We start from the raw sequence: 24,769 nt of genomic DNA on the forward strand, positions 1-24,769 counted from the left end.
GGCTGGCAGGCGGGGCGCGAACGTGGTCCAAGGAACCGGCGTTTCCCCTGACGAGGCAGCCATGGCTCCGGCCTATTCCCTTCTCGACCTTGCGCCGATCCCCGAGGGCGGCACGGCCGCCGATGCGCTGGCCCATGCCGCCGATCTGGCGCGTCATGCCGAAGCCCTTGGCTACACCCGTTACTGGCTGGCCGAGCATCACAACATGCCCGGCATCGCCAGTGCCGCGACGGCGGTGGTGATCGGCCATGTCGCGGCGGCGACGCGGACCATCCGCGTCGGGGCCGGCGGCATCATGCTGCCGAACCACGCGCCCCTGCAGGTGGCCGAAGCCTTCGGCACCTTGGCGACGCTCTATCCGGGGCGGATCGACCTTGGCCTTGGCCGTGCGCCGGGTACCGACATGGCCACCGCCCGCGCGCTGCGCCGGCATCTGGAGGCCTCGGACCGCTTCCCTGACGACGTCGCCGAACTTCTGGCCTATCTCGGCCCCGCCCGGCCCGAGGCGCGGGTGCGCGCCATTCCGGGCGAGGGCTGCGGCGTGCCGGTCTGGATCCTCGGCTCCAGCCTCTATGGTGCGCAGCTCGCGGCCTATCTCGGCCTGCCCTATGCCTTCGCCAGCCATTTCGCCCCGGCGCAGCTGGAGGAGGCGGCGGAGATCTACCGCACCACATTCCGGCCCTCGGCGATGGCCGAAGCGCCCCGTTTCATGATGGCGGTCGGGCTGGCCGCGGCCGAGACCGACGCCGAGGCCCGGCTGCTCCGCTCCTCGCAGGTGCTGGCCTTTGCCCGGCTGCGGATGGGCCGGCCCGGAAAACTGCCGCGCCCGACCGCGGATCTGTCCGAAATTCCCGACGGGATGCGGCAGGAGATCGAGGCGGCGCTCGCCTGCGCCGCGGTCGGCAGCCCGGCGACGGTGCGGACGCAGCTTGGCGCGCTGATCGACCGCTTCCAGCCCGACGAGATCCTGCTGACCGGGGCGATCCACGACCACGGCGCGCGCAAGCGCAGCTTTGAAATCGCCGCGAAGGTGCTGGGCGAGCTGACACCGCCGGTCAGGGCTTGACGGGGCCAGGCCCGTCGCATCAACTGGCGGGAGAGTAATCCGATCTGGAGAATTGATTGAAAACCTTGTGTTTTGTGGCATTTGCCGCCAGTGCGTTTCCCGCGGCGGTGGAAACAGTGTGGGATTGCAGATTTCCCGACAAGGCCCAGGGCCAGAATATCGTGACCGGGCAGGTGCTGATCCGCCAGGAGGCCGGTGCGGCAGAGGCCAGCGTGAACAGTCCGCTGATCGAGGCCTTGCACGGCAAGCCGATCGCGGCGCGGATCATGATCGACAAGCCCGAGCAGTTTCTGGCGGGCTGGGAGTTCAAGCTGAAGAACGCCCGCAACCAGCACACCCGGATGAAATACCGGCTGAACATCGTGCGGGGCGGGGCGCAGGCCAGCCTGTCGGCCCAGCCGCTGGGCTATGACAACAGCTTTTCCAACTCGGGCCGTTGCACGAAGGTCCAGGGCTGAAGCGGGGACGGGGGCGGGGGCAGCGAAGCGCCCGCCGGCCGGTCAGAGGCTGGCGAGAATCCGCGCGGCCTCGGCCTGCGGGTCCAGAAGCTTGCTGCGGTCTTCGCCGGGGAAAAAGCGGGCGCGGGTGGCGGTCGGCATCGGGCCGGGGGCGGCGATGACCACGCGGGGGCCGTGCCTGGCGCTCTCGGCCTGCCAGCTTTGCGCCAGCGCGATCTGCGCCGCCTTGGTCGCGCCATAGGCGCCGAAGAATTTCTCGCCACCGCGCGGATCGTCAAGGAACAGCGCCGTGCCCCTGCCTTCCAGCAACAGGGGCTCCATCAGCGGAATGAGGCTGCCGGTGGCGCGGACATTGGTGGCGACGGATTTGTCCCAGTCCTTCATGTCGATCGACCCGGCCGGCGACAGCGGCGCCACATGCACCGCGGCATGGACCCAAAGCTGCAACCCGCCCCAACGATCATGGATGGAGCGGCAGAGGTGGCGCATGGCGTCTTCGTTGGTCACATCCATCGGCGCCAGCGTCAGATTGCCCGCGCCGGGCAGGCCAAGGGTTTTCACCCGGTCGTCCAGCTCCTCCAGCCCGCCCACGGTGCGGGCGACCGCCACCACGTCCCAGCCCTTCTGCGCCAGCTGTTCGGCCATGGCCGCGCCAAGGCCGCGCGAGGCGCCGGTGATAAGGGCGAGTTTGTCGGACATCGGGGTCTCCGTGGCTGGCCTGCCCCGGGGGTTTCACACCCCCGGACCCCCGTGGGATATTTGAGAACAGATGAAGGGGCAAGGGGCGGGGATCAGGCTTTGCGCGCGCGAGCTGCGACAAGTTCGGCAGCCCGTGCGGCGAGGATGGCGGTCAGCAGCGCATCGGGCAGGGGCGTGTCGGGCGAAAACAGCACGCCGGATTTCGAGGTCTTGAACGGGGCGCAGTCGATCTGCGGGATCACGCTGCCGGAATGCGGGTAAAGCCCGAGGTGATGGGTGAAGGCGGCATAGCCCACCACCATGCGGCCCTTTGCTCCCGGCTGGCGGAAGCCGGGCATGGCGTAGGACAGGCATTCGACATGGTCGGGCAGAAGCGCCCGCAATCGGGCGCGCAGCGCAGTCAGGGCGGCGGCGAAGGCAGGGCTTTGGGCGGCGATATAGGCGTCGACCTCGGCCCGACCTGTCATTCGGCGGCCTTCATCTCGAAGCCTTCGGCGATCTTGTCGGCCGGGGCCACCGGGTAATCGCCCGAGAAGCAGGCGTCGCAGAACTTCGGCGCCTTCGGATCACGCCCCGCCGCCTCGCCGGCGGCGCGGTAAAGCCCGTCGAGCGAGATGAACTTCAGGCTGTCCACCCCGATCCAGTCGCGCATCTCGTCTTCGGTCATCGTCGCGGCGAGGAGTTTCGCGCGTTCCGGCGTGTCGACGCCGTAAAAGCACGGCCAGGCGGTCGGGGGCGAGGCGATGCGGAAGTGGACCTCGGCGGCACCGGCTTCAAGGATCATGTCCTTGATCTTGCGCGAGGTGGTGCCGCGCACCACCGAGTCGTCGACAAGGATCACCCGCTTGCCCTTGATGAGCGCGCGGTTGACGTTCAGCTTCAGCCGCACGCCCATGTTGCGGATCTGCTCGGTGGGTTCGATGAAGGTGCGGCCCATATACTGGTTGCGGATGATCCCCATGGCATAGGGGATGCCGCTTTCCTGGCTGTAGCCGATGGCGGCCGGGGTGCCAGAATCGGGCACCGGGCAGACGAGATCGGCCTCGACCGGGGCTTCGCGCGCCAGTTCCACGCCGATCTGGCGGCGGGTCTCATAGACCGAGCGGCCGCCGATGATGCTGTCGGGGCGCGAGAAATACACCTGTTCGAAGATGCAGAACCGGCTGGCGGCGGGGGCGAAGGGGCGCGAGGAATTCACCTTGCCGTCTTCGATCACCACCATCTCGCCCGGCTCGATCTCGCGCACGAAGTCCGCGCCGATGATGTCGAGCGCGCAGGTCTCGGACGCCAGCGCCCAGGCGTTGTCGCCAAGCCGGCCCAGCACCAGCGGGCGCACGCCCAAGGGGTCGCGCACGCCGATGAGCTTGGTGCGGGTCATGGCGACGATGGCGAAGGCACCCTCGACGCGGCGCAGCGCGTCCTTGATGCGCTCGGCCAGGGTCTTCTGGATCGAGCGCGCCATCAGGTGGATGATGCATTCGCTGTCCGAGGAGGACTGGAAGATCGAGCCGCGTTCGATCAGCTCGCGGCGCAGGGCGGCGGCGTTGGTGAGGTTGCCGTTATGGGCAATCGCCGCGCCGCCCATCGAGAACTCGCCGAAGAAGGGCTGCACGTCGCGGATTGCAGTCGCGCCTTTTGAGCCGGCGGTGGAATAGCGCACATGGCCGATGGCCAGCGGGCCGGGCAGGTCTTTCATCACCTCGGCCTTGGTGAAATTGTCGCGCACATAGCCAAAGCGGCGGACCGAGTTGAAGCCCTGTTCCGGGTCATGGGCGACGATGCCGCCGGCCTCTTGCCCGCGGTGTTGCAGGGCGTGCAGGCCAAGGGCGACGAAATTGGCAGCGTCATTCACGCCGACCACGCCGAAGATGCCGCACTCTTCCTTCAGCTTGTCCCCGTCAAAATTTGGGTCATCGAGCGGGGAAAACGGGTGGGCGGGGAAGCGGCGCATGGGCTCTCCGAATCCTGAGGGGGCAGTTGCGCCCCATTTAGGCCGAATGTGCCCGACTGTCACCCCCAAAGCCGCCGCATCGCGGCATTGTGCGCGCTGACGGACCCGCGCGCTCAGTTCGAGGGCGCGGTCTCCGCCGGGGCGGTGGCCTCGGGCGTGCCGGCCTCGGGGTCGGCGCAGGCCTTGGTCAGGGTGTTGTAGCGCGACAGGATCCAGCCCGGCGCGTCATCGGGAACGGCGGCGTCGATATTGGCCTGGAACGAAGCGAAGACCTTGGCCGAGCGCGAATTGTCCACCATGGCAACCGTGTTGTCGGCCACGGCCCGGTCATAGACCAGGAGCGCCACGCCGACGAGGATGATGCCGCGCAACACGCCAAAGGCAAAGCCAAGGCCCTGATCCAGCCCGCCAAGCGCGGTGGCCTGCACTGCCGAGGACAAGAGCGGCGTGAAGAGCGAGGCAAGGATCAGCCCGACTGCCAGCACGGCACCAAAGGCCACGATGATCGACAATTCGCAGCTGTCCTTCAGGAATTCGCCGACCACCGGGATTTCCTTGACCAGCGGCTGCGCGCTTTCGGCAAAGACGAAGGCGAGGATGGCCGCGCCGATCCAGCCGGCAATCGCCATGGCCTCGCGCACGAAGCCGCGCGAATAGGCGAGGATCGCCGAAAGCACGATCACGACCGCGACCACGCCGTCGATCAAGGTAAAGCCTTCCATCCGTCACTCCTTTGTGCGTCAGCCTGCGCCGAACATCTCTCCGACAAAGGCGGTAAGGTCGGGCATGTCCCGCACGCTCATGCCTTCCACCGCGGCCAGCTTGGAACGACTGGGCGCAATCGCCTGTGAGAAACCAAGTTTTGCCGCTTCTTTCAACCGGTTTTCGGTCTGCCCCACCGGACGCAGCGCGCCGGACAGGGAAATTTCGCCGAAAAGCACGCATTCGGCCGGGATCGCCACATCCTCGCGCGCCGAAACCAGCGCGGCGGCCAGCGCCAGGTCGGCGGCCGGTTCGGTGATCCGCATGCCGCCGGCGACGTTCAGAAACACGTCAAGCCCGGTGAAGGGAATGCCGCAGCGCGCCTCCAGCACGGCAAGGATGGTGGAGAGCCGGCCCGAATCCAGCCCGACCACGGTGCGGCGCGGGGTGCCAAGGGGGGAGGGCGCGACCAGCGCCTGAATCTCGGTCAGCACGGGCCTTGTGCCCTCGATGCCGGCGAACACGGCGCTGCCGGGGCTGGGCTGGCCGCGTTCTGACAGGAACAGCGCCGAGGGGTTCAGCACCTGGGCCAACCCGCCGCCGGTCATCTCGAAGACGCCGATCTCGTCGGCCGGGCCGAAGCGGTTCTTCACTGCGCGCAGGATGCGGAACTGGTGGCCGCGCTCGCCTTCGAAATACAGCACGGTGTCGACCATATGCTCGACCACGCGGGGGCCGGCGATCTGGCCGTCCTTGGTCACATGGCCGACGATGATGATCGCAACGCCGCGTTTCTTGGCGAAAGTCACCAGCTCATGCGCGGCGCCCCGGACCTGACTGACTGAGCCGGGCGCGGCTTCGATATTGTCGAGCCACATGGTCTGGATCGAATCGATGATGGCAAGGCCGGGGCGTTCGGTCTCGAGCGTGGTCAGGATGTCGCGCAGGTTGGTTTCCGCGCCAAGGGCGACGGGCGCGTTCGCCAGCCCCAGCCGCTGGGCTCGCATCCGCACCTGCGCGCTGGCCTCCTCTCCCGAGATATAGAGGCATTTCAGACCCTTGCGGGCGAAACTTGCAGCGGCTTGCAACAGCAGCGTCGACTTGCCGATCCCCGGATCACCGCCGACTAGGATCGCCGAGGCCGGCACCAGACCGCCGCCCAGCACCCGGTCCAGCTCGTCGATGCCCGAGGAGGCGCGCGGCGGCGGGGCTTCTTCGGTGGCAAGGTCGGTGAGGGCGATGGTGCGGCCCTTGCCGCCCAAGGCCTTGGGGCCGGCCGAGAGCGGCGCTTCCTCGATGATGGAATTCCACGCCCCGCAGGCGTCACAGCGCCCGGCCCATTTGCGATGCGCCGCCCCGCAGGACGAACAGGTGAAGGAGGGGCCGGCTTTGCTCATGGCCCCTTCCTGCCGCGAAAGCCCGGCCGCGGCAAGCCTTTACCCGTGGCCGCGATGCGACAGCAGGAGCGAGGCCAGAATGCAGCCGGTGAAAAGATAAAGCCCCCAGGCGGTTTCAAGCGTCACCAGCCCGGCGCCTTTCACCAGCACGATATAGATGGCGAGCAGAAACACATCGGCCATGGCCAGCTTGCCCAGCACCTGCAGCGCCGGCAAGGTGCGCGGCAGCATCAGGCCGAAATCCACCAGCGCCAGCCCGATCACCTTGGCGATGGGGGCAAAGACCGCCAGAAAGGTGACCACCAGCGCCAGCGCCGCATCGGTCTCCCACAGCGATTGCAGCCCGGTGAGGACCGAGATTTCCTCCATCCCGAAGATCGGCAGCACCGCCGCCCGCATCAGGGGCGCAAACCAGGCGACAGGGAACAGGATCAGGAGCGAGAGGTTCAGATAGCGCATGGCCCGACCTCGCCGGTTGCGCAAGCCAAAGTCAAGCGCGGTTGCTGTCCCGGTTCCGGCAGCCCCGCACCTTCGGCGCGCGGCACTCTGCCGGAGTGAAGGCATGGCCAGGCGCCGGCCGGACTTGGGGCGATGGCAGGGGAACCGGCCTCAGCGAATGGCGGCAATCGGCCCTTCGGCCCGGCCATGGATGAACTGCTGCAGATAGGGGTCGGGCGCGTTGTCCATCTCGGCCACCGGGCCGGTCCACTGGATCACCCCGTCATGCAGCATCGCCACCCGGTCGGCGATGGCGCGGACCGAGGACATGTCATGGGTGATGGTGATGGCGGTCGCGCCCATCTCGGTCACGATCTCGCGGATCAGATCGTTGATGACGCCGGCCATGATCGGATCCAGCCCGGTGGTCGGTTCGTCGAAGAAGATGATCTCGGGCTGGGCAGCTATGGCGCGGGCAAGGCCAACGCGCTTTTGCATGCCGCCGGACAGCTCGGCCGGGAACAGATCGGCGGTTTCCGGCGTCAGGCCGACCCGGCGCAGCTTTTCGACCGCAATCGCGCGCGCCTCGGCCTTGGGCCGCTTCAAGGGGCCGCGCAGCAGGCGGAAGGCGACATTTTCCCAGACCCGCAGGCTGTCGAACAGTGCCCCGCCCTGAAACAGCATGCCGAACCGCGCCAGAAAGGCCTCGCGCTCGGCCGTGCGGACATCCTGCCCATCAAGCGTGATGAGCCCCTGATCGGGCTGCACGAGGCCAAGAATGCATTTCAGCAGCACGGATTTCCCGGTGCCGGACCCGCCGATGACCACCATCGACTGACCCTTGGGCACGACAAGATCAACGCCGGTCAGCACCTGCTTCGGGCCAAAGGCCTTGGTCACATGGGAAAGCGCAATCATGATCCGAACATCACCGAAGTCAGCAGGAAGTTGGCGGCGAGAATCAGGATCGAGGCGGCGGCGACGGCGGTCTTGGTGGCTTGACCCACCCCCATCGCGCCGCGCCCCGAGGCCATGCCGTGATAGCAGCCGATCAGCGTGGCGATGCAGCCAAACACCGCGCCCTTGATGAGCGAGGAGACCACATCGGCGCTTTCCAGAAAATCCAGCGTGTTCTGGATATAGGTCGCCTTGTTGAAGCCAAGCTGCCCCGTGGCCACCAGAAAGCCGCCCATGATGCCGATGATGTCGCCGACGGCAACCAGCAGCGGCACCGTCAGCGTCCCTGCAAGAACGCGCGGAACCGTCAGGTATTTCAACGGGTTGGTAGACAAGGTTACCAGGGCGTCGATCTGCTCTGTCACCTTCATCGTGGCGATTTCGGCGGCGATGGAGGAGGTGACGCGCGCCGCGATCATCAGGCCGACCAGCACGGGGCCCAGTTCGCGCACCATGCCGATGGCGACGATCTGCGGCACCACCGCCTCGGCGTTGAACCGCTGGCCGCCGGCGTAGATCTGCAAGGCCAGCGCACCGCCGGTGAAGATCGCAGTCAGCCCGACCACCGGCAGCGACAGCCAGCCGACATGCAGGAGCGCGGCAAGGAACTCGCGGGTGTAGAACGGCGGGCGCACCAGGCTTGCCAGCGTCTGGACGGCATAGAGCGCCACCCGGCCAAAGGCGGCCAGAACCGCCAGAACCGGACGGCCGAGGGCCGCGAGAAAGCCTGTCACGCGCCGCCCTCGACATAGCGCCGCGAATAGCGGGCGCCGAGATGGGTCAGGATTTCATAGCCGATGGTGCCGGCGCTGTCGGCCAGATCGTCAACGCCCTGATGCGGCCCGAGAATGTCGAGATAGCGCGGAATCTCGGTCAGATGGCTGATGTCGGCGGTGATGAGATCCATCGACACCCGACCGACCAGCGGGCAGGGGGTGGAGCCATCCCAGAGGATCGCGGCGTTTGACAGCGTCCGCATCAACCCGTCGGCGTAGCCCGCGGCCAGCGTGGCGATGACCGAGGGCCGCTCTGCCACCCAGGCGCAGGAATAGCCCACCGGCTCGCCGGCGGCGACCTCGCGGGTCTGGATGATCGGCAGCGACAGCGTGGTGACCGGCAGCGCCGCCTCATAGGGCCGCCCGCCATAAAGCCCGACGCCGGGACGGGTCAGGTCGAAGTGATAGCGCGGACCAAGCAGGATGCCGCCGGTCGCCGCAAAGGAGCGCGGCACGCCGCTGCCGTCGGTCATGGCATGGAACCGCGCCAGTTGATGTTCGTTCAGCGGATGATCCGGGTCATCGGCGCAGGCGAGATGCGACATCAGAAGCTCGGGCCCGGCGTCCAGCACATAGGGCGCGACTGCCTCCCACTCCATCTCGTCCATGCCGAGCCGGTTCATCCCGGTGTTGAGCTGAACGCCAAAGGCGTGGCCGGGCAGGGCCTCCAGATGCCGCGTGACCTGATCGAGGCTGTTCAGCATCGGTGTCAGGTCAAGATCGCCGATCATGTCGGTGTCGCCCGCCATGTGGCCCGACAGGATGTTGATCTGCGGACCGGGGCCCAGCGCCTGCCGGACGACGGCGCCTTCCTCGGCGGCGGCGACGAAGAAGCGCCGGGCGCCGGCGCGGGCCAGCGCCTGCGCGACCCGTTTGGCGCCAAGGCCATAGGCGTCGGCCTTGATGACGGCGGCGGTCTGCACGCCCGAGGCCGAAGCCCGGTCAAGCGCGCGCCAGTTGGCGGCAATGGCGTCGAGATCAATGGTGAGGTGTGCTGTGGACATGGGCAGGGGTTTTGACAGGCGGGGCTGTAGGGTCAAGAGAAATTTCAAATACGGGGGCCGCCTCGGGGGGCATCGAGCCCCCGCTCGGCGGCGTTGCCACGGTAAGACCGGATGGCGCGGGCGATTTGCCGCCGCGGATGCCTCCGGCGGGGATATTTTGACCACGTTGAAGGCGCAGGCCCGACAGGGGGGCCGCGGTCAGAACCCGACGTCGCGGTGGCCGTCGCTCTGGTAGTCGCGCGCCAGATTGCCGAAGCGGGTGAACCTGCCCTCGAACGACAGCTCCACCGTGCCGATCGGGCCGTGGCGCTGCTTGCCGATGATGACTTCGGCGGTGCCATGCACCCGGTTCATCTTGTCGAGCCATTCGGGAAAGCGCGGATCGTCTTCCGGCGGCTTCAGCCGTTCGTGATAGTATTCGTCGCGGTAGACGAACATCACCACATCGGCGTCCTGCTCGATCGAGCCCGATTCGCGCAGGTCGGAGAGTTGCGGGCGCTTGTCGTCGCGGCTTTCCACGGTCCGGCTCAGCTGCGACAGCGCGATCACCGGGATGTTCAGTTCCTTGGCGATGGCCTTCAGCCCCTGGGTGATTTCCGACACTTCCTGCACCCGGTTTTCGCCCTTTGACGACGAACCTTTCAGCAGTTGCAGGTAGTCGATCACCAGGCAATCGAGGCCATGGGTGCGCTTCAGGCGGCGCGCACGGGCGGCGACCTGCGAAATCGGCAAGGCGGGCGTGTCGTCGATGTACAAGGGGCAGGATTCCAGCGCCTTGGCGGCATCGACGAAGCGGCGGAATTCGTGTTCTTCCATGTTGCCGCGGCGGATCTGTTCGGAGGGGACTTCCGAGGCTTCCGACAGGATACGGGCGGCGAGTTGCTCGGCGCTCATTTCAAGGCTGAAGAACCCGACGACGCCGCCTTCGACCGCGCCGTCGCCACCGTCATGGGTGCGGCCGCGCTTGTAGGCCTTGGCGATGTTGAAGGCGACGTTGGTCGCAAGCGAGGTCTTGCCCATCGACGGGCGTCCGGCGAGGATCAGCAGGTCGGAAGGGTGCAGCCCGCCAAGCTTCTTGTCGAGGTCGATCAGCCCGGTGGAAATCCCCGACAGCCCGCCGCCGCGCTGGTAGGCGGCATTGGCGGTGTTCACCGCCTCGACTGCCGCCTTCAGGAAGGACTGGAAGCCGCGTTCGGCCACGCCCTGTTCGCCGAGCTTGTAAAGCGCCTGTTCGGCTTCGGTGATCTGCTCGCGCGGCTCGGAGGCGAGGTCAACCTTGGCGGCCTTGGCCGAGATGTCGCGGCCCAGCGAAATGAGTTCGCGCCGCACCGCCAGATCATAGATCATCTGGGCATAGTCGCGCGCGGCAAAGGCCGAAATCGCCGCACCGGCGAGACGGACGAGATAGGCCGGCCCGCCCAGTTCCTTCAGGCCCTCGTCATCCTCGAAGAATGGCTTCAGCGTGACGGGCGAGGCCAGCGCGTTCTTCTGGATGCGCGCCGAGGCCTTTTCGAAGATGCGGGCATGGACCGGGTCGAAGAAATGCTCGGCCTTCACCAGCGCGGCGATGCGGTCATAGACATCGTTGTTGGTCAGGATCGCGCCGAGAAGCTGCTGCTCGGCTTCGATGTTGTGGGGCAGGGCCTCGGGTTCGGCATTGGGATGGGCAGAGATCGGCAGGCGGGCGACGTCGTTCATGGGGATCCTCGGGCTGCGCCTGTGTTATCCGCATCGGACCGGTCAAGGCAATCGGCTCAAAAGCCTGTGGACAAGCCGGCGCCGGCCTCGGGGTCATGGTGGTGGCGCGCGGCAAGCCTACCACATCTTGTGGCCGAAGGGGGGAACTTCCGGCGCCGCGCGATTCGAGCCGGGCTTGTCCCCAATTCATCCACAGCGCTGTCCCGGAGGGTGTCCACCGGGCATTTGCGCCGCTGTGCCGCCGTCGCGCAGGGGGTTATCTGGCGCGCGCTGCCTGCCAGGCGCGGGGATCGTTCAGGAACGCCTCAACCTCGGTCAGGGTCTTTTCGTCAAACGAGCCTTGGGCGCGGGCCTCGGCCAGCACGTCCCACCAGGTGCACAGGTGATGCAGCGCGACGCCGTGGTCGGCCAACCGCTGGGTGGTTTCGGGGAAGATGCCGTAGTAGAAGATCACCGCGGTATGGGCGCAAGTCGCCCCGGTCTCGCGGATCGCATCGACGAAGGACAGTTTCGAGCCGCCGTCGGTGGTCAGATCCTCGACCAGTAGCACGCGCTGGCCCTCGGTCATCGCCCCTTCGATGCGGGCGTTGCGGCCATAGCCCTTGGGTTTCTTGCGGACATAGGTCATCGGCAGCGCCATGCGCTCGGCCACCAGCGCGGCAAAGGGGATGCCGGCCGTCTCGCCGCCGGCGATGTTGTCAAAGGCCTCGAAGCCCGCGTTGCGCATCACCGTGACGGTCAGGAAATCCATCAGCGCCGAGCGGATGCGCGGAAAGGAGATCAGCTTGCGGCAGTCGATGTAGGTCGGCGAGGGCAGGCCCGAGGCCAGCGTGAAGGGCGTTTCGGCGTTGAAATGCACCGCCTTGATTTCCAGAAGCGCGCGGGCGGTCAGGCGGGCGATTTCTTCTGCGGGCGGGAAGGCAGTGGGGATCATGGCAGCTCTCTTTCGGGTAAGGCTTTCATACTGGCTCAAATATCCCCCGCGGAGCGTCCGGCCTTGGCCGCAGGAGCCTCCGGCGGGGATATTTGGGCCAGTGCGAAATCAGCTTTCCACATGCCAATGCACGGGGAAGCCGGGGTTGAAGACGGTGACAGGGCCGACCTCGGTCAGGATCTTTTCCGGGAAGGCTTGCGGCAGTTCGTGTTTCACCAGCCGGAGCGTCGTGTCATTGGCCGGCAGGCGGTAGAAGGCCGGGCCATGGAGCGAGGCGAAGCCCTCCAGCCGGTCGAGCGCGCCGTCCTCCTCGAAGACATGGGCGAGAAGCGCCATGGTGTTGGTCGCGGTGAAGCAGCCGGCGCAGCCGCAGGCATGTTCCTTCAGCGCGTCGACATGCGGGGCGGAATCGGTGCCGAGGAAGAAGCAGGTCTCGCCGCCCGTCGCCGCCCGGCGCAGGGCCAGCCGGTGATGTTCGCGCTTGGCGACCGGCAGGCAGTAGTAATGCGGCTTGATGCCGCCGACGAGGATGTGGTTGCGGTTGATGATCAGGTGATGCGTGGTGATCGTCGCGCCCAGATTGGGGCCGCCGGCGCGGGCATAATCGGCGCCTTCCTCGGTCGTGATATGTTCCATCACCACCCGCAATTCGGGCAGGCGGCGGCGCAAGGGATCGAGCACAGAGTCGATGAACACCGCCTCGCGGTCGAAGATGTCGACCTCTGCCGTCACCACTTCGCCGTGGGTGCACAAGGGCAGGCCGATCTCGGCCATCTTTTCCAGAACCGGCATGACGCGGGCAATGTCGCGCACCCCGCCGTGCGAATTGGTCGTGGCGCCGGCCGGATACAGCTTGACCGCCTTCACAAGGCCTGAGGCATGGGCGGCGGCGACATCGGCCGGGTCGGTGTCTTCGGTCAGGTAAAGCGTCATCAGCGGTTCGAACACCGCGCCTGCGGGCAGGGCGGCGAGGATGCGCTCGCGGTAGGCGGCGGCATGGGCCGCGGTCACCACCGGCGGCACCAGGTTCGGCATGATGATGGCGCGGGCGAAATGCCGGGTGGTTTCCGGCAAGACGGCGCGCAGCATGGCGCCATCGCGCAGGTGCAGGTGCCAGTCGTCGGGGCGGCGGAGGGTCAGGCTTTGTGTCATGGCCAAAGCCCTTAAGCCAAAGCCGGATCGCTTTCCAGCCCGTTGCCATGGCAGGGCGCGATTGCGACCAATTTCCCCCTTTCGCCGGGCGCCCGGAGCAGGGCAATCTGGCCGCAGCGCAACCGGAGAGCCCTGCCCATGTTCCTGCCCAGCCCTTTCGACTATTGGCGTGCCTCGCTTGAGGCGGGGCAGATCCTTGTCGAATCGCAGATGGTCATCGGCCTGCGGCTGGCGGGCTTTGCCGGCTGCTGGCCGATCGGGCAGGGCGAGGCGGGCCGGATGATCGGCGAGAAGCTGACGGCGGGGGTGCTGGCGGGACAGGCGGCCATGCGCGCCGGCCTTGCCGGGGGCAGCCCGGCCGAGATCGCGCTGGCGGCGATGCAGCCGGTGCGGCGGCGCACCCGGGCCAATGCCCGCCGCCTGTCGCAACGGGCGGGGGCGGCGTGAGAGCGGCGGCGGCCTTTGGCACTGTGGACCACCCTGCAGTGCTGGCGTGACGCCGCGCGGCAAACCGGGGTGCCGAGCGGCGAGGTGATCTGGTCCGGATTGCCCGTGCGCTACGGCTGCAGCGCCGTCATGCCTGCCCTTCGCCCGTCAGCTTGGCCAGACGCCGCGCGAAATGCGGGGCCTTCAACCGCCGCGTGACCGAGCGGCAGATCGCGATGGCGCGATCGCGCTTGCGGGCGTTCTCGACCCGGTCGAGCAGCGAGCGCAGATAGGGCGAGAACGCCCGGCGCTTGCGCCAGGCAAGGGCAAAGGCCTGTCGGGTCAGCTTGCCATCCATCGCCAGATCAATGAGCTGCGCCAGGATGCCCATGTTCCGCAGCCCCCATTCGATGCGCTCGCCCATCAGGGGGGCATTCAGCCGCGTCACCCAGGGCGCGCGGAACAGCGCCGCATGCATCGCCTCTTCGCGCAGGGTCAGATCGTGGATCACCACGACATTGCCCGCCCCTTCCAGCATGTCCGGCGCATAGCCATAGCGCGAGGTGAAATCCAGCCGCCGCGCCGCCAGATCGCGGCGGTCCCAGGCAACCTCGGGGCCGGCCAGCGTGGCGCGCGGGCTGATCGCCAGAACCTGCGCTCCCGGCGCGGTGACGGCAAAGGCGCAGGCCGCGTGGCCGCCATGGCCATGGCCATAGAACAGCACCCGGTCGAAATCCTCGAAGAAGGCGTCATCGACCAGGCGGTCGAAATGGCGGTAGACTGTCTCGTCGCGATAATGGCTGTCGCCGTCGGCGATCAGGCACAGATGCGACCAGCCCCGTTCCCGCGCAAAGCCATGACCCCAGGGCATGCCAGCCTCGCTGGACAGAATCGGGTCCAGCTGTTCGAAGGTGACGAAAAGCGTGGTGCCGGCATCTTCGAACAGCGCCCAGTGCCGGGCGCCCAGCGCTTCGAAATGCCCTTCCTCGGCGGTCAGGTCTTCCAGCCGTTCGAACAGGGCCGCACGCGCAGCACTGACAGCCGTTTCAGAAGAGGAATCAATATCGGTCATCTTGAAACTTTCCGGCAGGGCCAGAGGCGGTGGCCTGAAGCGCGACAACACGTCCCGCCTTGCCGATATTGTCCCGCGCAGGCGCGGTGGAAGCAAGGCAGGATCGTGGCGCTTTGTTCCGATCCGGTAAACAGTCGGCGGCGATCGTTTCCAGCGGGATTAGGCCCCGGCTCAGCCCGGCCCTCTCGCCGGCGCCGGGCGCTGATGGGCCAAGAGGGCCGCCGCCGCTGCCCGGTCCAGCGCCTGCGACGGCGGGCACATCAGGAGCCGCCCGAACAGCGCCCGCCAGGACTCTTCGGCCATCAGCGCGGCAAAGCGGTCCTGCCGCCAGCGGACGGCGCCGGCGTGCAAGGCGCCCAGCACCGGATCGGCATGCAGGCCGTCGCGCAGGGCGCTGCTGTCGAGCGCCAGAATCGTCCGGTCCTCTGCCGCGCAGAGATTGCGTTCCACCCAATAGCCCATGTCAAAGCCCGAAGCCTCGCGGTTGGCCCGGCCGCGGTCGCATTTGACCAGATAGCTTTGCATCGCGCCAAGCGCGTAATGGTTGAGCTGCACCAGCCCGTAATTCGGACGGGTGTAGTCGGAAAAGATCCGCTGGCCTGCCGCCAGATCGGCAATTTCGCGGCCCGAGCCGTCAAACCAGCGCGCCGGAACGCCGGGCGCCGGGCTGCGCGGGCGATGCACGCCGAGCTTGCGCCAGCGCCCGTCATTGCGAAACAGCGTCTTGAACAGCTGCGCCCGCCAGGGCCAGGCCAGGGTTTCCGGCGCGGCGCGGGTGAAGGTCTGCGTGACCGGCTGATCGGCGAACTCGATCACGCCGGCATTGCCGAACATCCGCCAGGTAAGCGTGATGGCATCGGCCTCCGGCAGGGCGGCCAGCAGGGCGCCCAGCGTGCGGTCGCCGGCATGGATGTTCACGAATTCGTCGATGTCACAAAACAGCACCCAGTCGGCGGCGGCCTTCAGCGGATGCTGCTCGGCGGCCTTCAGCAGCGCCCATTGCGGGCCTTCGGCATGCGGTCCGTCGTTGCGGACATGGGTAAGCCAGCCCAGCGCCTGCAGGCGGTCAAGCATCGCGTCGGTGCCGTCGCTGCAGTCGTTGGAATAGACAAGAAAATCGGTGAAGCCCACGGCGCGGTGATGGGCCAGCCATTCGATCAGGAAGGCCCCTTCGTTCTTGACCCCGAGGATCGCCAGCGCTTTCATCCTGACCCTTTCGCGCCAGAGGAAGGTTCAGGAGCCTCCGGCGGGGATATTTGCGCCAGTATGAAAGGCCAAGGGAAGGGGAAATCGCACCCCCTTCCTTAGTCGCATGCCGCGTTGGACGCGCTTGACCGGGCCAGACCGGGCCGCCAACGTGGGCAGGCTTTGAGGGAGGCCCCGTGATGACCGATCTGCCCGGCTCGATTGACGCTGTCGAGGCGTTGCTGGAAGGGCAGGGCTATGTCGGCTCGCGCGCGCTGGCGACCGTGGTGTTTCTGGCCCTGCGGCTGGGCAAGCCGCTGTTTCTGGAAGGCGAGGCCGGGGTCGGCAAGACCGAGATCGCCAAGGTGCTGGCGGCGGGTCTTGGCCGCCGGCTGATCCGGCTGCAATGCCATGAGGGGCTGGATGCGGGCGCGGCGGTGTCGGAATGGAATTTCGCCGCCCAGATGATCGCCATCCGGGCGGGCGAGGCGGGCGGGCGGGCGGGGGTGTTTTCCGAGGAATTCCTGATCGAGCGTCCGCTCTTGGCGGCGATGCGGCCGCAGCCGGGCGGAGCGCCGGTCTTGCTCATCGACGAGCTGGACCGCGCCGACGAGCCGTTCGAGGCCTTCCTGCTGGAGGCGCTGTCGGATTTTCAGGTCACGATCCCCGAACTTGGCACAGTGAAGGCCCCCGCGCCGCCGATCGTCATCCTGACTTCGAACCGCACGCGCGAGGTGCATGACGCGCTGAAACGGCGCTGCCTTTACCATTGGGTCGATTACCCGGCCTTTGACCGCGAGCTTGCCATCCTGAAATCCCGCGTGCCGGACGCCGCCGCAGCCCTGACGCGCGAGGTGGTGGCCTTTGTCCAGGCCCTGCGCGGCGCCGATCTGTTCAAGCGCCCCGGCGTGGCCGAGACCATCGACTGGGCAAAATGCCTTCTGGCGCTGGACGTCATCGCGCTGTCGCCCGAGGTGATTGCCGATACGCTGGGGGCGATCCTGAAATATCAGGACGACATCCAGAAGCTGAACGGGCTGGAAGCGACGAAAATCCTGAACGAGGTGAAAAAGGCGCTGACGTGACCGCTGAGCTGCCTCAGACCCTGCCGGAAACCGGGCGGTTGGCGGAAAACATCGCCCATTTCGCCCGCGCCCTGCGCCGGGCGGGTCTGCCCGTGGGGCCGGGCCGGGTGGCCGATGCCATCCGGGCCGTGGCGGCGGCGGGTTTTGCCGAGCGTGAGGATTTCTACTGGACGCTGCACGCCGTTTTCGTCAGCCGCCCCGAGCAGCGCAGGATTTTTCACCAGTGCTTCCGGCTTTACTGGCGCGATCCGCAGTTTCTGGAACAGATGATGTCTTTCCTGCTGCCAAGTCTGAAAGGCGTGCAGGACGAGCGTCGGGCCGAGCCGGCCGAGAAGCGCGCGGCGCAAGCGCTTCTGGGCGAGGCGCGGCCCGAGCCGCCGCCCCTGCCGCCGGGACTGGAGGAGGAGGACCCCGGCATCGAGATCGACGCCAGCGCCACGCAATCGGCCGAGGAGCGGCTGAGGACGCTCGATTTCGAGCAGATGTCGGTGGAGGAGATCGCCGAGGCCAGGCGCATGCTGGCGCGGCTGACCTTGCCGGTGAAGCCGCTTCTGTCGCGGCGGATGAAGGCGGCGGTCAATGGCCACCGGATCGACCCGCGCGCCACTATCCGCGCGGCGCTGCGCCATGGCGGCGAGGTGACCGAGCTGCGCATGCAAAAGCCGCGCCCGCGCTGGCCCAATCTGGTGGTGCTGTGCGACATCTCGGGGTCGATGAGCCAGTATTCGCGCATGGTGCTGCATTTCCTGCATGCGGTGGCCAATCAGCGCGGGCAGGGCTGGGCGCGGGTGCATGGTTTCACCTTTGGCACTCGGCTGACCAACATCACCCGGCACCTGCGCACCCGCGATGTCGATTCCGCTTTGGCCGCCGCCGGGGCGCAGGCGCAGGATTGGTCGGGCGGCACGCGAATCGGGGCGTCGCTTGCCACCTTCAACCGCGACTGGTCGCGACGCGTGCTGGGGCAGGGGGCGGTGGTGCTTCTCATCACCGATGGGCTGGACCGCGACGATGCCGGGCTTTTGGCCAAGGAAATCGAGCGGTTGCACCTGTCATGCCGCCGCCTGATCTGGCTTAATCCGCTGTTGCGCTGGGAGGGATTTGCCCCGAAAGCGGCGGGAATCCGGGCCATGTTGCCCCATGTCGACAGCTTTCGCGCCGGTCATTCGGTGGCCTCGCTGGAGGCGCTGGGCCGGGTGATCTCGGACTCTGACGAGGGCGGCGAAAAGGCCCGGCTGATGCGGCTGTTGGCAGATAACCGCCTGTGAACGCAGGCTTGTTATCGCCTATCGCGGGGTTTTCGGTTCGCATTGGGGGGACCGGTCCTTCAAACTGGCCCGGATTTGGAATCGCTCGGCGGGTTTGCCCCGCCTGAAAGGATCAAGATGAAACGCTTGCTCACCTCAACCGCGGCGCTGTCGATTGCGCTCACTCCCCTGCACGGCTGGCCCGTGATGGCCCAGACCCTGAATGACAAGGGGGCGGTCGTGGCCGAGGACGGCACGATCCTGTGCAAACCGACCAAGAAGAAGCCCTGCAAACTGGAGGATTACCTGCCCGGCGGCGTGGCTGCCACGCAGGACGGCACTTTGGACGAAGATCCGGCCATGACCCAGGATCCGGCAATGACCCAGGATCCGGCCATGACGACGGAGCAAGACGCCGAGGGCGCCGCTGACACCGAAGCCACCAAGGCCGAGAAGAAGGCCAAGCGCGAGGCCCGCAAGGCTGCTGCGGCCGCAGCAGAGGCCGAGGCCCAACAGGCCGCCGAGGATCAGGCTGCAGCGGAGGCTGAGGCGCAGCAGGCCGCCGAAGCGCAGGCCGCGGCGGAGGCTGAGGCCCAGAAAGCCGCTGACGAGCAGGCCGCGGCAGAGGCTGAGGCCCAGCAGGCCGCCGAGGAGCAGGCCGCAGCAGAGGCCGAGGCCCAGCAGGCCGCCGAAGCGCAGGCCGCGGCGGAGGCTGAGGCCCAGAAAGCCGCTGACGAGCAGGCCGCTGCGCAAGCCGAGGCGCAGAAGGCCGCCGAGGAACAGGCGACCGGGCAGGCGCCTGCCGTTGCGGCGGATGAGGCCAGCCCCGAGGCGGTGATCCAGGATCCCGCCGCGCAGCCGAAGAAGAAAAAGAAGCGTCCTGCGGTGGAAAAGACCGCCGAGGAAATCGCCGCCGAAGCCGCAGCGCTGGAAGCCGCGCAACAGGAGATCGTCGTGGACTCCTCGGGCGAAATCATCGACGCCGCCGCCGGACTGAAGACCGAGCCGGTTCAGGTCAATCCGGACGCCGTGCCGGTCGAAGCCCCGCAGGTTTCGCAAACCGAGGTCGAGACCCTGAGCGAGATTCTGACCGAGCCCGAGGCGATCGACCCGACCGCGCTTGGCGCGGCGGCAGCGCTGGCGGGCCAGCAGAGCGAACAGGACGCGTCGGGGCAGACCACGCAGGAACAGGTGCCGGTGGCCGAGGCCCCGGTCTCGCCCGAGGCGGTGCAAAGCGTCATCACCGTGCTGACCGAGGACGACACCCGCAGCTCCTCGCAGGAATTCGCCGCGGCCCCGGTGCAGGTTGCGCCGGGCAAGAAGGACCGGCTGTCGGATCTGGAGAAGGTCGGGCTTTTCGCGCTGGGCGCCTTGGCGATCGGCGCCATCATCAAGGGCGTGAACGACCGCGAGGACCGGCAGGTGGTGTCGAACACTGGCGACCGGGTGGTGGTTCTGAATCCCGACGGCAGCTATTCGCTCTACAAGGATGACGACACCGTGTTGCGCCGGCCGGGCTCCACCGTGCGGACCGAGACCTTCCGCGACGGCTCGACCCGCACCATTGTCGAACGCACGGACGGCTCGCAGGTTGTCACCATCCGCGACGCCACTGGCCGGGTGCTGCGCCGCGCCGCCTATGACCGCTATGGCCGCGAGATGGTGCTGATCGACGATCTGGCCGAGGAAGAGCCCGTCATCGTGTCGCGCCTGCCGCCGCCGGTCGAGCGGGTGAACATTTCGTCGAAAGACGAGAACGCCGCGCTGAAGGCCCGGCTTGCCGCCCGCGATGTGGCCAAGCTTGGCCGCAAGTTCAGCCTGCGGCAGGTGCGCGAGATTGCCGAGGTGCGGGCGCTGGCCGCGACCATTGATGCCGGCAACGTGACCTTCGACACCGGCTCGGCGGCGATCAAGGCCGGGCAGGCCGAGGCGCTGGCCGATCTTGGCGGCCTGATGCAGGATCTGCTGGCCGAAAATCCCGCCGAAGTGTTCCTGATCGAAGGCCATACCGATGCCGTGGGCCGGGCGGCGATGAACCTTGCCCTGTCGGACCGCCGGGCGGAATCGGTGGCGCTGGCGCTGACCGAGTATTTCCAGATTCCGCCGGAAAACATGGTGGTGCAGGGCTATGGCGAGACCGAACTTCTGGTCCCGACCGAGGCCGACGAACGCCGCAACCGCCGCGTGGCGGTGCGCCTCATCACCCCCCTGCTGCGCACGGCGGCGAAGGTCGAATGAGCGCCGGGCCGGAGCGGATCGTCGCAGACAGATAAAGGAATGCAGGCCCCGGAGAGATCCGGGGCCTTTGACTGCTGGCCCTTGCCCCCCACCCCCGGCCCCTCCCCACCGAGGGGGAGGGGAGAGGGACTGCGGCCGGGGTGGGGTCGCTGTGCGTCTCTCTTGCGCTTGCCGCGAAGGGGCGGCCGTGGCGCTTGGAGATGCGCCACGGGCGGCTGGGGGGCGCGTGTTCTGGCGATCTCCGGCGGCGCCCCCAACCCCCGGCCCCTCCCCACGGAAGGGGAGGGGAGAGGCCCTGCGGCTGGGGTGGGGTCGCTGTGCGTCTCTTTCGCGCTTGCTGCGCAGTGACAGGCTGTGGCGCTTGGATGCGTGCCACGGGCGGTTGGGGGGGGGCGTTTTCTGGCGATCTCCGATGGCGCCCGCCACTCCCGGCCGCTCCCCACGGACGGGGAGGGGAGAGGCCCTGCGGTTGGAGTGGGGTCGCTGGGTCTCTCTCTCTCGCGCGCTTGCTGCGAAGGGGCGGGCCGTGGCGCTTGGAGATGCGCCACGGGCGGCTGCGGGGAGCGGGTGTTCCAGCGACCTCCGGGGGCGCCCCCACCCCCAGCCCCTCCCCACGCAGGGGGAGGGGAGAGGCCCTGCGGCTGGGGTGGGGTCGCTGTGCGTTTCTCTCGCGCTTGCTGGGCAGTGGCGGGCATCGGCGCCTGGAGATGTGCCATGGGCGGAGTTGGGCGGGTGTTCCGGCGATCTCCGGGGCGCCCCCACCCCCGGCACCTCCACGCGGAGGGGGAGGGGACTTTGCGGTTGGAGTGGGGTCGCTCTGCACCCGTCTCGCGCTTGCTGTGCAGTGGCGGGCCGTGGCGCTTGGAGGCGTGCCACGGGCCGCCGGGGAGCGGGTGTTCCGGCGCTCTCCGGGGGCGCCGCCACTCCCGGCCTCTCCCCACGGAGGGGAGAGGGCCACTGGGCCGCCGGTCCGCTCTGCTCCGTCCCCGGCGACGGTGCGGCAAATCCCGCTTCCAACCCCGCGACCTTTGGACAATGGTAAGGCAGGGCGGAGCGGGCGCATGATGGGCGTTCAAGGAGGAGCCATGGACCACGACCAGATCCCTGAAATCGCGCTGGACTGGCACCGGGCGGGGCGCAAGGCGGCGCTGGCCACTGTGGTTGAGACCTGGGGCTCGGCGCCGCGCCAGCCGGGCAGCCAGCTGGCGATCTCGGGCGAGGGGCAGATCATGGGGTCGGTCTCGGGCGGCTGCGTCGAAGGCGCGGTGGTCACCGAGGCGCTCGAGGCGATGGCGGATGGCCAATCGCGGCTGCTGACCTTTGGGGTCAGCGACGAGACGGCGTTTTCGGTGGGGCTGGCCTGCGGCGGCACGATCCGGGTGCTGGTGGAGCCGGTGGGCCGCGCCCTGCCCGAAGCGCTGCTGGCCGATCTGGTCGCGGCGCGCGCGGCCAAGCATCCCGTCGCCTATGCCGTGCATCCGACGAGCGGGGTGCGTGCGCTTTACCGCCCCGGGCAAGATGGCGCCGCCGATCTGCGGCTGCGCTCGGACAAGGCGGGGATGGAGGAGGACGGCCGCTTCATCGCGCCGCACAACCCGGCGCTGCGGCTGATCGTGGTCGGCGCGGTGCATATCGCCCAGCCCTTGCTGACCATCGCCCGGGCCTGCGGCTATGCCCCGACGCTCATCGACCCGCGCGACACCTTTGGCGCGGCCGAACGCTTTCCCGGCGAGACTGTGCTGGATGACTGGCCCGACGAGGCGCTGGCGGCCCTTGCCCCCGACGCCCGCACCGCCATCGTCACGCTGACCCATGACCCCAAGCTCGACGATCCGGCGATCCGGCTGGCGCTCCGCTCGCCCGCCTTCTACCTTGGCTGCCTCGGCTCGAAAAAGACCCATGCCAAACGGGTGGAGCGGCTGCAGGCGGCCGGGTTTGCCGAAGCGGAGATCGCCCGCATCCATGCGCCGGTCGGGCTGGACATCGGCGCCCGGACTCCGGCGGAAATTGCGGTCTCGATCATGGCCCAGATCACCGCCACCCTGCGGACGGGCGCATGAGGTTCGGCGCCGTCCCCCTGACCGAGGCGCTGGGCGCGATCCTTGCGCATTCCCACGGCGAGGGCGAGGAGCGGTTGCGCAAGGGCCGGGTGCTGGTGGCCGAAGACCTCGCCGCCCTTGCCGCCGCAGGGGTGACGCAGGTCACGGTGGCCCGGCTCGACCCCGGTGACATGGACGAGAACACCGCGGCGGGCGGGCTTGCCGCGGCGCTGGTACCCGATCCGGACGGGCAGGGGCTGGCACTTGCTCCGGCCTTCACCGGGCGGGTGAACCTGAACGCCAAGGGGCCGGGGGTGGTGGTGCTGGACGCCGCGGCCATCCATGCGCTGAACCGGGTGGATCCGGCAATCACGCTTGCCACCCTGCCGCCGCTGTGCCGCGTGACCAGAGGCACGCTGGTCGGCACAGTCAAGATCATCAGCTATTCGGTCGCGGGGGCGGCGCTGCAACAGGCCGCGGCGCTGGCCCGCGCCGCCATCCGGGTGCAGCCGGTCATCCTGCGCGATGCCGGGCTCTTGCTGACGGCGGTGCCGGGGCAGGACCCCAAGCTGAATGCCAAGGCCCGCAAGGTGATCGAGGCGCGGCTCGCGGCCCTGGGCATGACACTGGCCGCGTGCCGCGAGGTCGCCCATGACGAGACCGCCATCGCCACCGCGCTGCAGGACCTGCCCGGCGACATGGCGCTGATCCTGACCGGCAGCGCCACCTCCGACCTGCACGACACCGCGCCGCAGGGCCTGCGCCGCGCCGGCGGAGAGGTTTGCCGCTTTGGCATGCCGGTCGATCCCGGCAACCTGCTGTTTGTCGGCCATCTCGCGGGCCGGCCGGTGGTGGGCCTGCCCGGCTGCGCCCGCTCTCCGGCGCTGAACGGCGCGGACTGGGTGCTGGAGCGGCTGGCCTGTGGTCTGGCTGTCGGGGATGAGGAGATTGCCGCCATGGGGGTGGGCGGGCTTTTGAAGGAAATCCCCAGCCGGCCGCAGCTGCGCGAGGGGCGATAGGCGGCCCGTTTCGTGCCAGGATGGCGCGCGCGGCGTCAGCGCGGGGCAGCGGGAATGGCATGCCGGTCGATCCCGGCAACCTGCTGTTTGTCGGCCATCTCGCGGGCCGGCCTGTGGCCTTGCCGTGGGCGACGAGGAAATTGCCGCCATGGGGGTGGGCGGGCTTTTGAAGGAAATCCCCAGCCGGCCGCAGTTGCGCGAGGGGCGATAGGCGCGTCGTTTCGTGCTAGGATGGCGCGCGCGGCAAACGGTCTGGAGGCGGAGGATGGCGATCGTTCGGGCTTTGCTTCTGGCAGTCTTCGCGGCACTTGGCGCTCCGCTCGGGGCCGGGGTCGCGGGGCAGGAGGATCCGGCCTTTGCCGCCGCTGTCACTGACTGGCTGGCGGGCAGGGAGGAACCGGCGCTGCAGGCGCTGGCGGCGCAGGCGCAGGCCGGCAATTCCGCCGCCCGCATCCTGCTGACGCTGATCGACACCACCCCGGCCTATCACGGCGACTGGCTGGCGGGCCTGCCCCGTGATCGCCGCATCGCACTGATGCGGGCGCCGGGCGGGCTGTCGGGGCAGAACTGGATCGACGGCGAAGCCGATCCGCTGGCCCGCGCCTGGGTCGCCCTGCGCGACGGCAATGCCACTGCCGCCCTGGTGCTGGAGTTTGCCCGGCTGGGCGAGGGCCGCGCGGCGCATATGGCGGCGCGGCAGCTTTTCATCCGCGAGAAGCGCGGCTTCGGCGCGATTGCCGATGACCCGGCCTTTCCCGCCAGCCTGATGCCGCTGGCAATCCGCGACTGGCAGCGCGATGATCCTGCCCGCGCGACCGAAGCCCTGGCGGCGCTGGGGGCGGGCCACCCGGGCCGGCCCCTCGTGGGCGCGGGCAAACCCACGCCAGAGGCGCTGCTGGCATGGGCGCAGGCCGCGCCCGCGACGGCACGGCTGCTGACCACGCTGCGGCAGCTTTGCCCGGCAAGCCCGACTCCGGCCGAGGATCTCGCCGCCTATCTGGCGCAATCCGGCGGCTTCTGGGCGCTGGCCTGGATCGGCCCGCCCGCGGAAAGCCTGATCGACCCGAACCGCTATGCCCAAAGCCCGAAGGCGGCAGAGGTGATGCGGCACCTCTTGCGCTCCGGGGCGCTGGCTGACCCGGAGGCGGTGGCGGCCAGCGCCTGCCTGCAGGGCTTGCTCGGCCAATGAAAAAGGGGCCTCGCGGCCCCTTGTCCCTGATGCGGAC

The 24,769-nt window shown here is 68.4% G+C and carries 23 protein-coding genes and 1 pseudogene; 10 read left to right on the plus strand and 14 right to left on the minus strand.

All coding sequences use genetic code 11. From position 1 onward, the window contains the following. The first annotated feature begins 61 nt into the window (after positions 1–61). Positions 62–1,066, plus strand: coding sequence for an LLM class flavin-dependent oxidoreductase (locus tag G4Z14_RS00135; protein WP_164623468.1), 1,005 nt, complete (start codon positions 62–64; stop codon positions 1,064–1,066). Between the two features lie 116 nt (positions 1,067–1,182). Next, entirely contained in the window at positions 1,183–1,524 is a 342-nt protein-coding gene (locus G4Z14_RS00140) for a hypothetical protein (protein ID WP_164622717.1), read from the plus strand. Positions 1,525–1,566: 42 nt separating this feature from the next. Here G4Z14_RS00140 and G4Z14_RS00145 read toward each other — a convergent pair whose 3' ends face one another. The 12 genes from G4Z14_RS00145 to pyrC all read right to left on the minus strand — a co-directional run bounded on the left by G4Z14_RS00145 (position 1,567) and on the right by pyrC (position 13,232). Then, positions 1,567–2,223 (minus strand): SDR family NAD(P)-dependent oxidoreductase, encoded by a 657-nt coding sequence (locus G4Z14_RS00145; protein WP_164622718.1) that lies wholly within the window; start codon positions 2,221–2,223, stop codon positions 1,567–1,569. A gap of 92 nt (positions 2,224–2,315) precedes the next feature. Then, positions 2,316–2,690: an iron chaperone gene (locus tag G4Z14_RS00150; protein ID WP_164622719.1), complete on the minus strand. Its 375-nt coding sequence runs from the start codon at positions 2,688–2,690 to the stop codon at positions 2,316–2,318. After that, positions 2,687–4,174: an amidophosphoribosyltransferase gene (gene purF, locus G4Z14_RS00155; RefSeq protein WP_164622720.1), complete on the minus strand. Its 1,488-nt coding sequence runs from the start codon at positions 4,172–4,174 to the stop codon at positions 2,687–2,689. Before purF ends, G4Z14_RS00150 begins: the two co-directional genes overlap by 4 nt. A 113-nt stretch (positions 4,175–4,287) precedes the next feature. Beyond that, complete coding sequence (locus tag G4Z14_RS00160) at positions 4,288–4,896, minus strand: CvpA family protein (protein WP_164622721.1); 609 nt, start codon at positions 4,894–4,896, stop codon at positions 4,288–4,290. 18 nt (positions 4,897–4,914) lie between these two features. Then, positions 4,915–6,273: a DNA repair protein RadA gene (radA, locus tag G4Z14_RS00165; protein WP_164622722.1), complete on the minus strand. Its 1,359-nt coding sequence runs from the start codon at positions 6,271–6,273 to the stop codon at positions 4,915–4,917. A gap of 39 nt (positions 6,274–6,312) precedes the next feature. Next, on the minus strand, positions 6,313–6,732 hold the full coding sequence (locus tag G4Z14_RS00170) for a paraquat-inducible protein A (RefSeq protein WP_164622723.1): 420 nt from the start codon (positions 6,730–6,732) through the stop codon (positions 6,313–6,315). Between the two features lie 150 nt (positions 6,733–6,882). Then, on the minus strand, positions 6,883–7,629 hold the full coding sequence (locus tag G4Z14_RS00175; RefSeq protein WP_164622724.1) for an ABC transporter ATP-binding protein: 747 nt from the start codon (positions 7,627–7,629) through the stop codon (positions 6,883–6,885). After that, positions 7,626–8,402: an MlaE family ABC transporter permease gene (locus G4Z14_RS00180; protein ID WP_164622725.1), complete on the minus strand. Its 777-nt coding sequence runs from the start codon at positions 8,400–8,402 to the stop codon at positions 7,626–7,628. Before G4Z14_RS00180 ends, G4Z14_RS00175 begins: the two co-directional genes overlap by 4 nt. After that, complete coding sequence (alr, locus tag G4Z14_RS00185; RefSeq protein ID WP_164622726.1) at positions 8,399–9,448, minus strand: alanine racemase; 1,050 nt, start codon at positions 9,446–9,448, stop codon at positions 8,399–8,401. The genes G4Z14_RS00180 and alr overlap by 4 nt, the downstream gene beginning before the upstream one ends. 198 nt (positions 9,449–9,646) lie before the next feature. Beyond that, positions 9,647–11,146: a replicative DNA helicase gene (locus G4Z14_RS00190; protein WP_164622727.1), complete on the minus strand. Its 1,500-nt coding sequence runs from the start codon at positions 11,144–11,146 to the stop codon at positions 9,647–9,649. Positions 11,147–11,402: 256 nt separating this feature from the next. Next, the gene (locus G4Z14_RS00195; protein ID WP_164622728.1) at positions 11,403–12,080 is read right to left on the minus strand and encodes an orotate phosphoribosyltransferase; all 678 of its coding nucleotides are present in this window, start codon (positions 12,078–12,080) and stop codon (positions 11,403–11,405) included. A gap of 108 nt (positions 12,081–12,188) precedes the next feature. Beyond that, positions 12,189–13,232 carry a dihydroorotase gene (gene pyrC, locus G4Z14_RS00200; RefSeq protein ID WP_164622729.1) on the minus strand — a complete coding sequence of 348 codons (1,044 nt, stop codon included), beginning with the start codon at positions 13,230–13,232 and terminating at the stop codon, positions 12,189–12,191. A 138-nt stretch (positions 13,233–13,370) separates the two neighbouring features. On the opposite strand from pyrC, the gene G4Z14_RS00205 reads away from it, so the two are divergent. After that, the gene (locus G4Z14_RS00205) at positions 13,371–13,679 is read left to right on the plus strand and encodes an antifreeze protein (protein WP_164622730.1); all 309 of its coding nucleotides are present in this window, start codon (positions 13,371–13,373) and stop codon (positions 13,677–13,679) included. A 127-nt stretch (positions 13,680–13,806) separates the two neighbouring features. Here G4Z14_RS00205 and G4Z14_RS00210 read toward each other — a convergent pair whose 3' ends face one another. Both G4Z14_RS00210 and G4Z14_RS00215 read right to left on the minus strand, forming a co-directional pair. Beyond that, positions 13,807–14,730, minus strand: coding sequence for a phosphoadenosine phosphosulfate reductase (locus G4Z14_RS00210; RefSeq protein ID WP_164622731.1), 924 nt, complete (start codon positions 14,728–14,730; stop codon positions 13,807–13,809). 171 nt (positions 14,731–14,901) lie between these two features. Further along, the gene (locus G4Z14_RS00215; protein WP_164622732.1) at positions 14,902–15,936 is read right to left on the minus strand and encodes a glycosyltransferase family 2 protein; all 1,035 of its coding nucleotides are present in this window, start codon (positions 15,934–15,936) and stop codon (positions 14,902–14,904) included. Between the two features lie 179 nt (positions 15,937–16,115). Between G4Z14_RS00215 and G4Z14_RS00220 the strand changes: the two genes are divergently transcribed. The 7 genes and pseudogenes from G4Z14_RS00220 to G4Z14_RS00250 all read left to right on the plus strand — a co-directional run bounded on the left by G4Z14_RS00220 (position 16,116) and on the right by G4Z14_RS00250 (position 24,732). Beyond that, positions 16,116–17,000: an AAA family ATPase gene (locus tag G4Z14_RS00220; RefSeq protein ID WP_164622733.1), complete on the plus strand. Its 885-nt coding sequence runs from the start codon at positions 16,116–16,118 to the stop codon at positions 16,998–17,000. Next, positions 16,997–18,268, plus strand: coding sequence for a vWA domain-containing protein (locus G4Z14_RS00225; RefSeq protein ID WP_164622734.1), 1,272 nt, complete (start codon positions 16,997–16,999; stop codon positions 18,266–18,268). Before G4Z14_RS00220 ends, G4Z14_RS00225 begins: the two co-directional genes overlap by 4 nt. 117 nt (positions 18,269–18,385) lie before the next feature. Then, complete coding sequence (locus G4Z14_RS00230; RefSeq protein WP_164622735.1) at positions 18,386–20,485, plus strand: OmpA family protein; 2,100 nt, start codon at positions 18,386–18,388, stop codon at positions 20,483–20,485. A gap of 1,085 nt (positions 20,486–21,570) precedes the next feature. Then, entirely contained in the window at positions 21,571–22,545 is a 975-nt protein-coding gene (locus G4Z14_RS00235; RefSeq protein WP_164622736.1) for an XdhC family protein, read from the plus strand. Further along, on the plus strand, positions 22,542–23,543 hold the full coding sequence (locus G4Z14_RS00240) for a molybdopterin-binding protein (protein WP_164622737.1): 1,002 nt from the start codon (positions 22,542–22,544) through the stop codon (positions 23,541–23,543). Before G4Z14_RS00235 ends, G4Z14_RS00240 begins: the two co-directional genes overlap by 4 nt. Positions 23,544–23,545: 2 nt before the next feature. After that, positions 23,546–23,754 (plus strand): annotated as a pseudogene (locus G4Z14_RS00245) (molybdopterin-binding protein); the annotation flags it as partial. Positions 23,755–23,808: 54 nt separating this feature from the next. Continuing rightward, positions 23,809–24,732 (plus strand): hypothetical protein, encoded by a 924-nt coding sequence (locus G4Z14_RS00250; RefSeq protein WP_164622738.1) that lies wholly within the window; start codon positions 23,809–23,811, stop codon positions 24,730–24,732. The last annotated feature ends 37 nt before the right edge of the window (positions 24,733–24,769 follow it).

Origin of the sequence: Tabrizicola oligotrophica, assembly GCF_011008935.1 — a bacterium.
Lineage (GTDB): Bacteria > Pseudomonadota > Alphaproteobacteria > Rhodobacterales > Rhodobacteraceae > Tabrizicola_A > Tabrizicola_A oligotrophica.

Excerpts from the sequence above, each read along its gene's own strand:
- G4Z14_RS00135 (WP_164623468.1), top strand. The coding sequence starts at position 62 with ATGGCTCCGGCCTATTCCCTTCTCGACCTTGCGCCGATCCCCGAGGGC.
- G4Z14_RS00145 (WP_164622718.1), bottom strand. The coding sequence starts at position 2,223 with ATGTCCGACAAACTCGCCCTTATCACCGGCGCCTCGCGCGGCCTTGGC.
- G4Z14_RS00150 (WP_164622719.1), bottom strand. The coding sequence starts at position 2,690 with ATGACAGGTCGGGCCGAGGTCGACGCCTATATCGCCGCCCAAAGCCCT.
- purF (WP_164622720.1), bottom strand. The coding sequence starts at position 4,174 with ATGCGCCGCTTCCCCGCCCACCCGTTTTCCCCGCTCGATGACCCAAAT.
- G4Z14_RS00160 (WP_164622721.1), bottom strand. The coding sequence starts at position 4,896 with ATGGAAGGCTTTACCTTGATCGACGGCGTGGTCGCGGTCGTGATCGTG.
- radA (WP_164622722.1), bottom strand. The coding sequence starts at position 6,273 with ATGAGCAAAGCCGGCCCCTCCTTCACCTGTTCGTCCTGCGGGGCGGCG.
- G4Z14_RS00170 (WP_164622723.1), bottom strand. The coding sequence starts at position 6,732 with ATGCGCTATCTGAACCTCTCGCTCCTGATCCTGTTCCCTGTCGCCTGG.
- G4Z14_RS00175 (WP_164622724.1), bottom strand. The coding sequence starts at position 7,629 with ATGATTGCGCTTTCCCATGTGACCAAGGCCTTTGGCCCGAAGCAGGTG.
- alr (WP_164622726.1), bottom strand. The coding sequence starts at position 9,448 with ATGTCCACAGCACACCTCACCATTGATCTCGACGCCATTGCCGCCAAC.
- G4Z14_RS00190 (WP_164622727.1), bottom strand. The coding sequence starts at position 11,146 with ATGAACGACGTCGCCCGCCTGCCGATCTCTGCCCATCCCAATGCCGAA.
- G4Z14_RS00195 (WP_164622728.1), bottom strand. The coding sequence starts at position 12,080 with ATGATCCCCACTGCCTTCCCGCCCGCAGAAGAAATCGCCCGCCTGACC.
- pyrC (WP_164622729.1), bottom strand. The coding sequence starts at position 13,232 with ATGACACAAAGCCTGACCCTCCGCCGCCCCGACGACTGGCACCTGCAC.
- G4Z14_RS00205 (WP_164622730.1), top strand. The coding sequence starts at position 13,371 with ATGTTCCTGCCCAGCCCTTTCGACTATTGGCGTGCCTCGCTTGAGGCG.
- G4Z14_RS00210 (WP_164622731.1), bottom strand. The coding sequence starts at position 14,730 with ATGACCGATATTGATTCCTCTTCTGAAACGGCTGTCAGTGCTGCGCGT.
- G4Z14_RS00215 (WP_164622732.1), bottom strand. The coding sequence starts at position 15,936 with ATGAAAGCGCTGGCGATCCTCGGGGTCAAGAACGAAGGGGCCTTCCTG.
- G4Z14_RS00220 (WP_164622733.1), top strand. The coding sequence starts at position 16,116 with ATGACCGATCTGCCCGGCTCGATTGACGCTGTCGAGGCGTTGCTGGAA.
- G4Z14_RS00230 (WP_164622735.1), top strand. The coding sequence starts at position 18,386 with ATGAAACGCTTGCTCACCTCAACCGCGGCGCTGTCGATTGCGCTCACT.
- G4Z14_RS00235 (WP_164622736.1), top strand. The coding sequence starts at position 21,571 with ATGGACCACGACCAGATCCCTGAAATCGCGCTGGACTGGCACCGGGCG.
- G4Z14_RS00240 (WP_164622737.1), top strand. The coding sequence starts at position 22,542 with ATGAGGTTCGGCGCCGTCCCCCTGACCGAGGCGCTGGGCGCGATCCTT.
- G4Z14_RS00250 (WP_164622738.1), top strand. The coding sequence starts at position 23,809 with ATGGCGATCGTTCGGGCTTTGCTTCTGGCAGTCTTCGCGGCACTTGGC.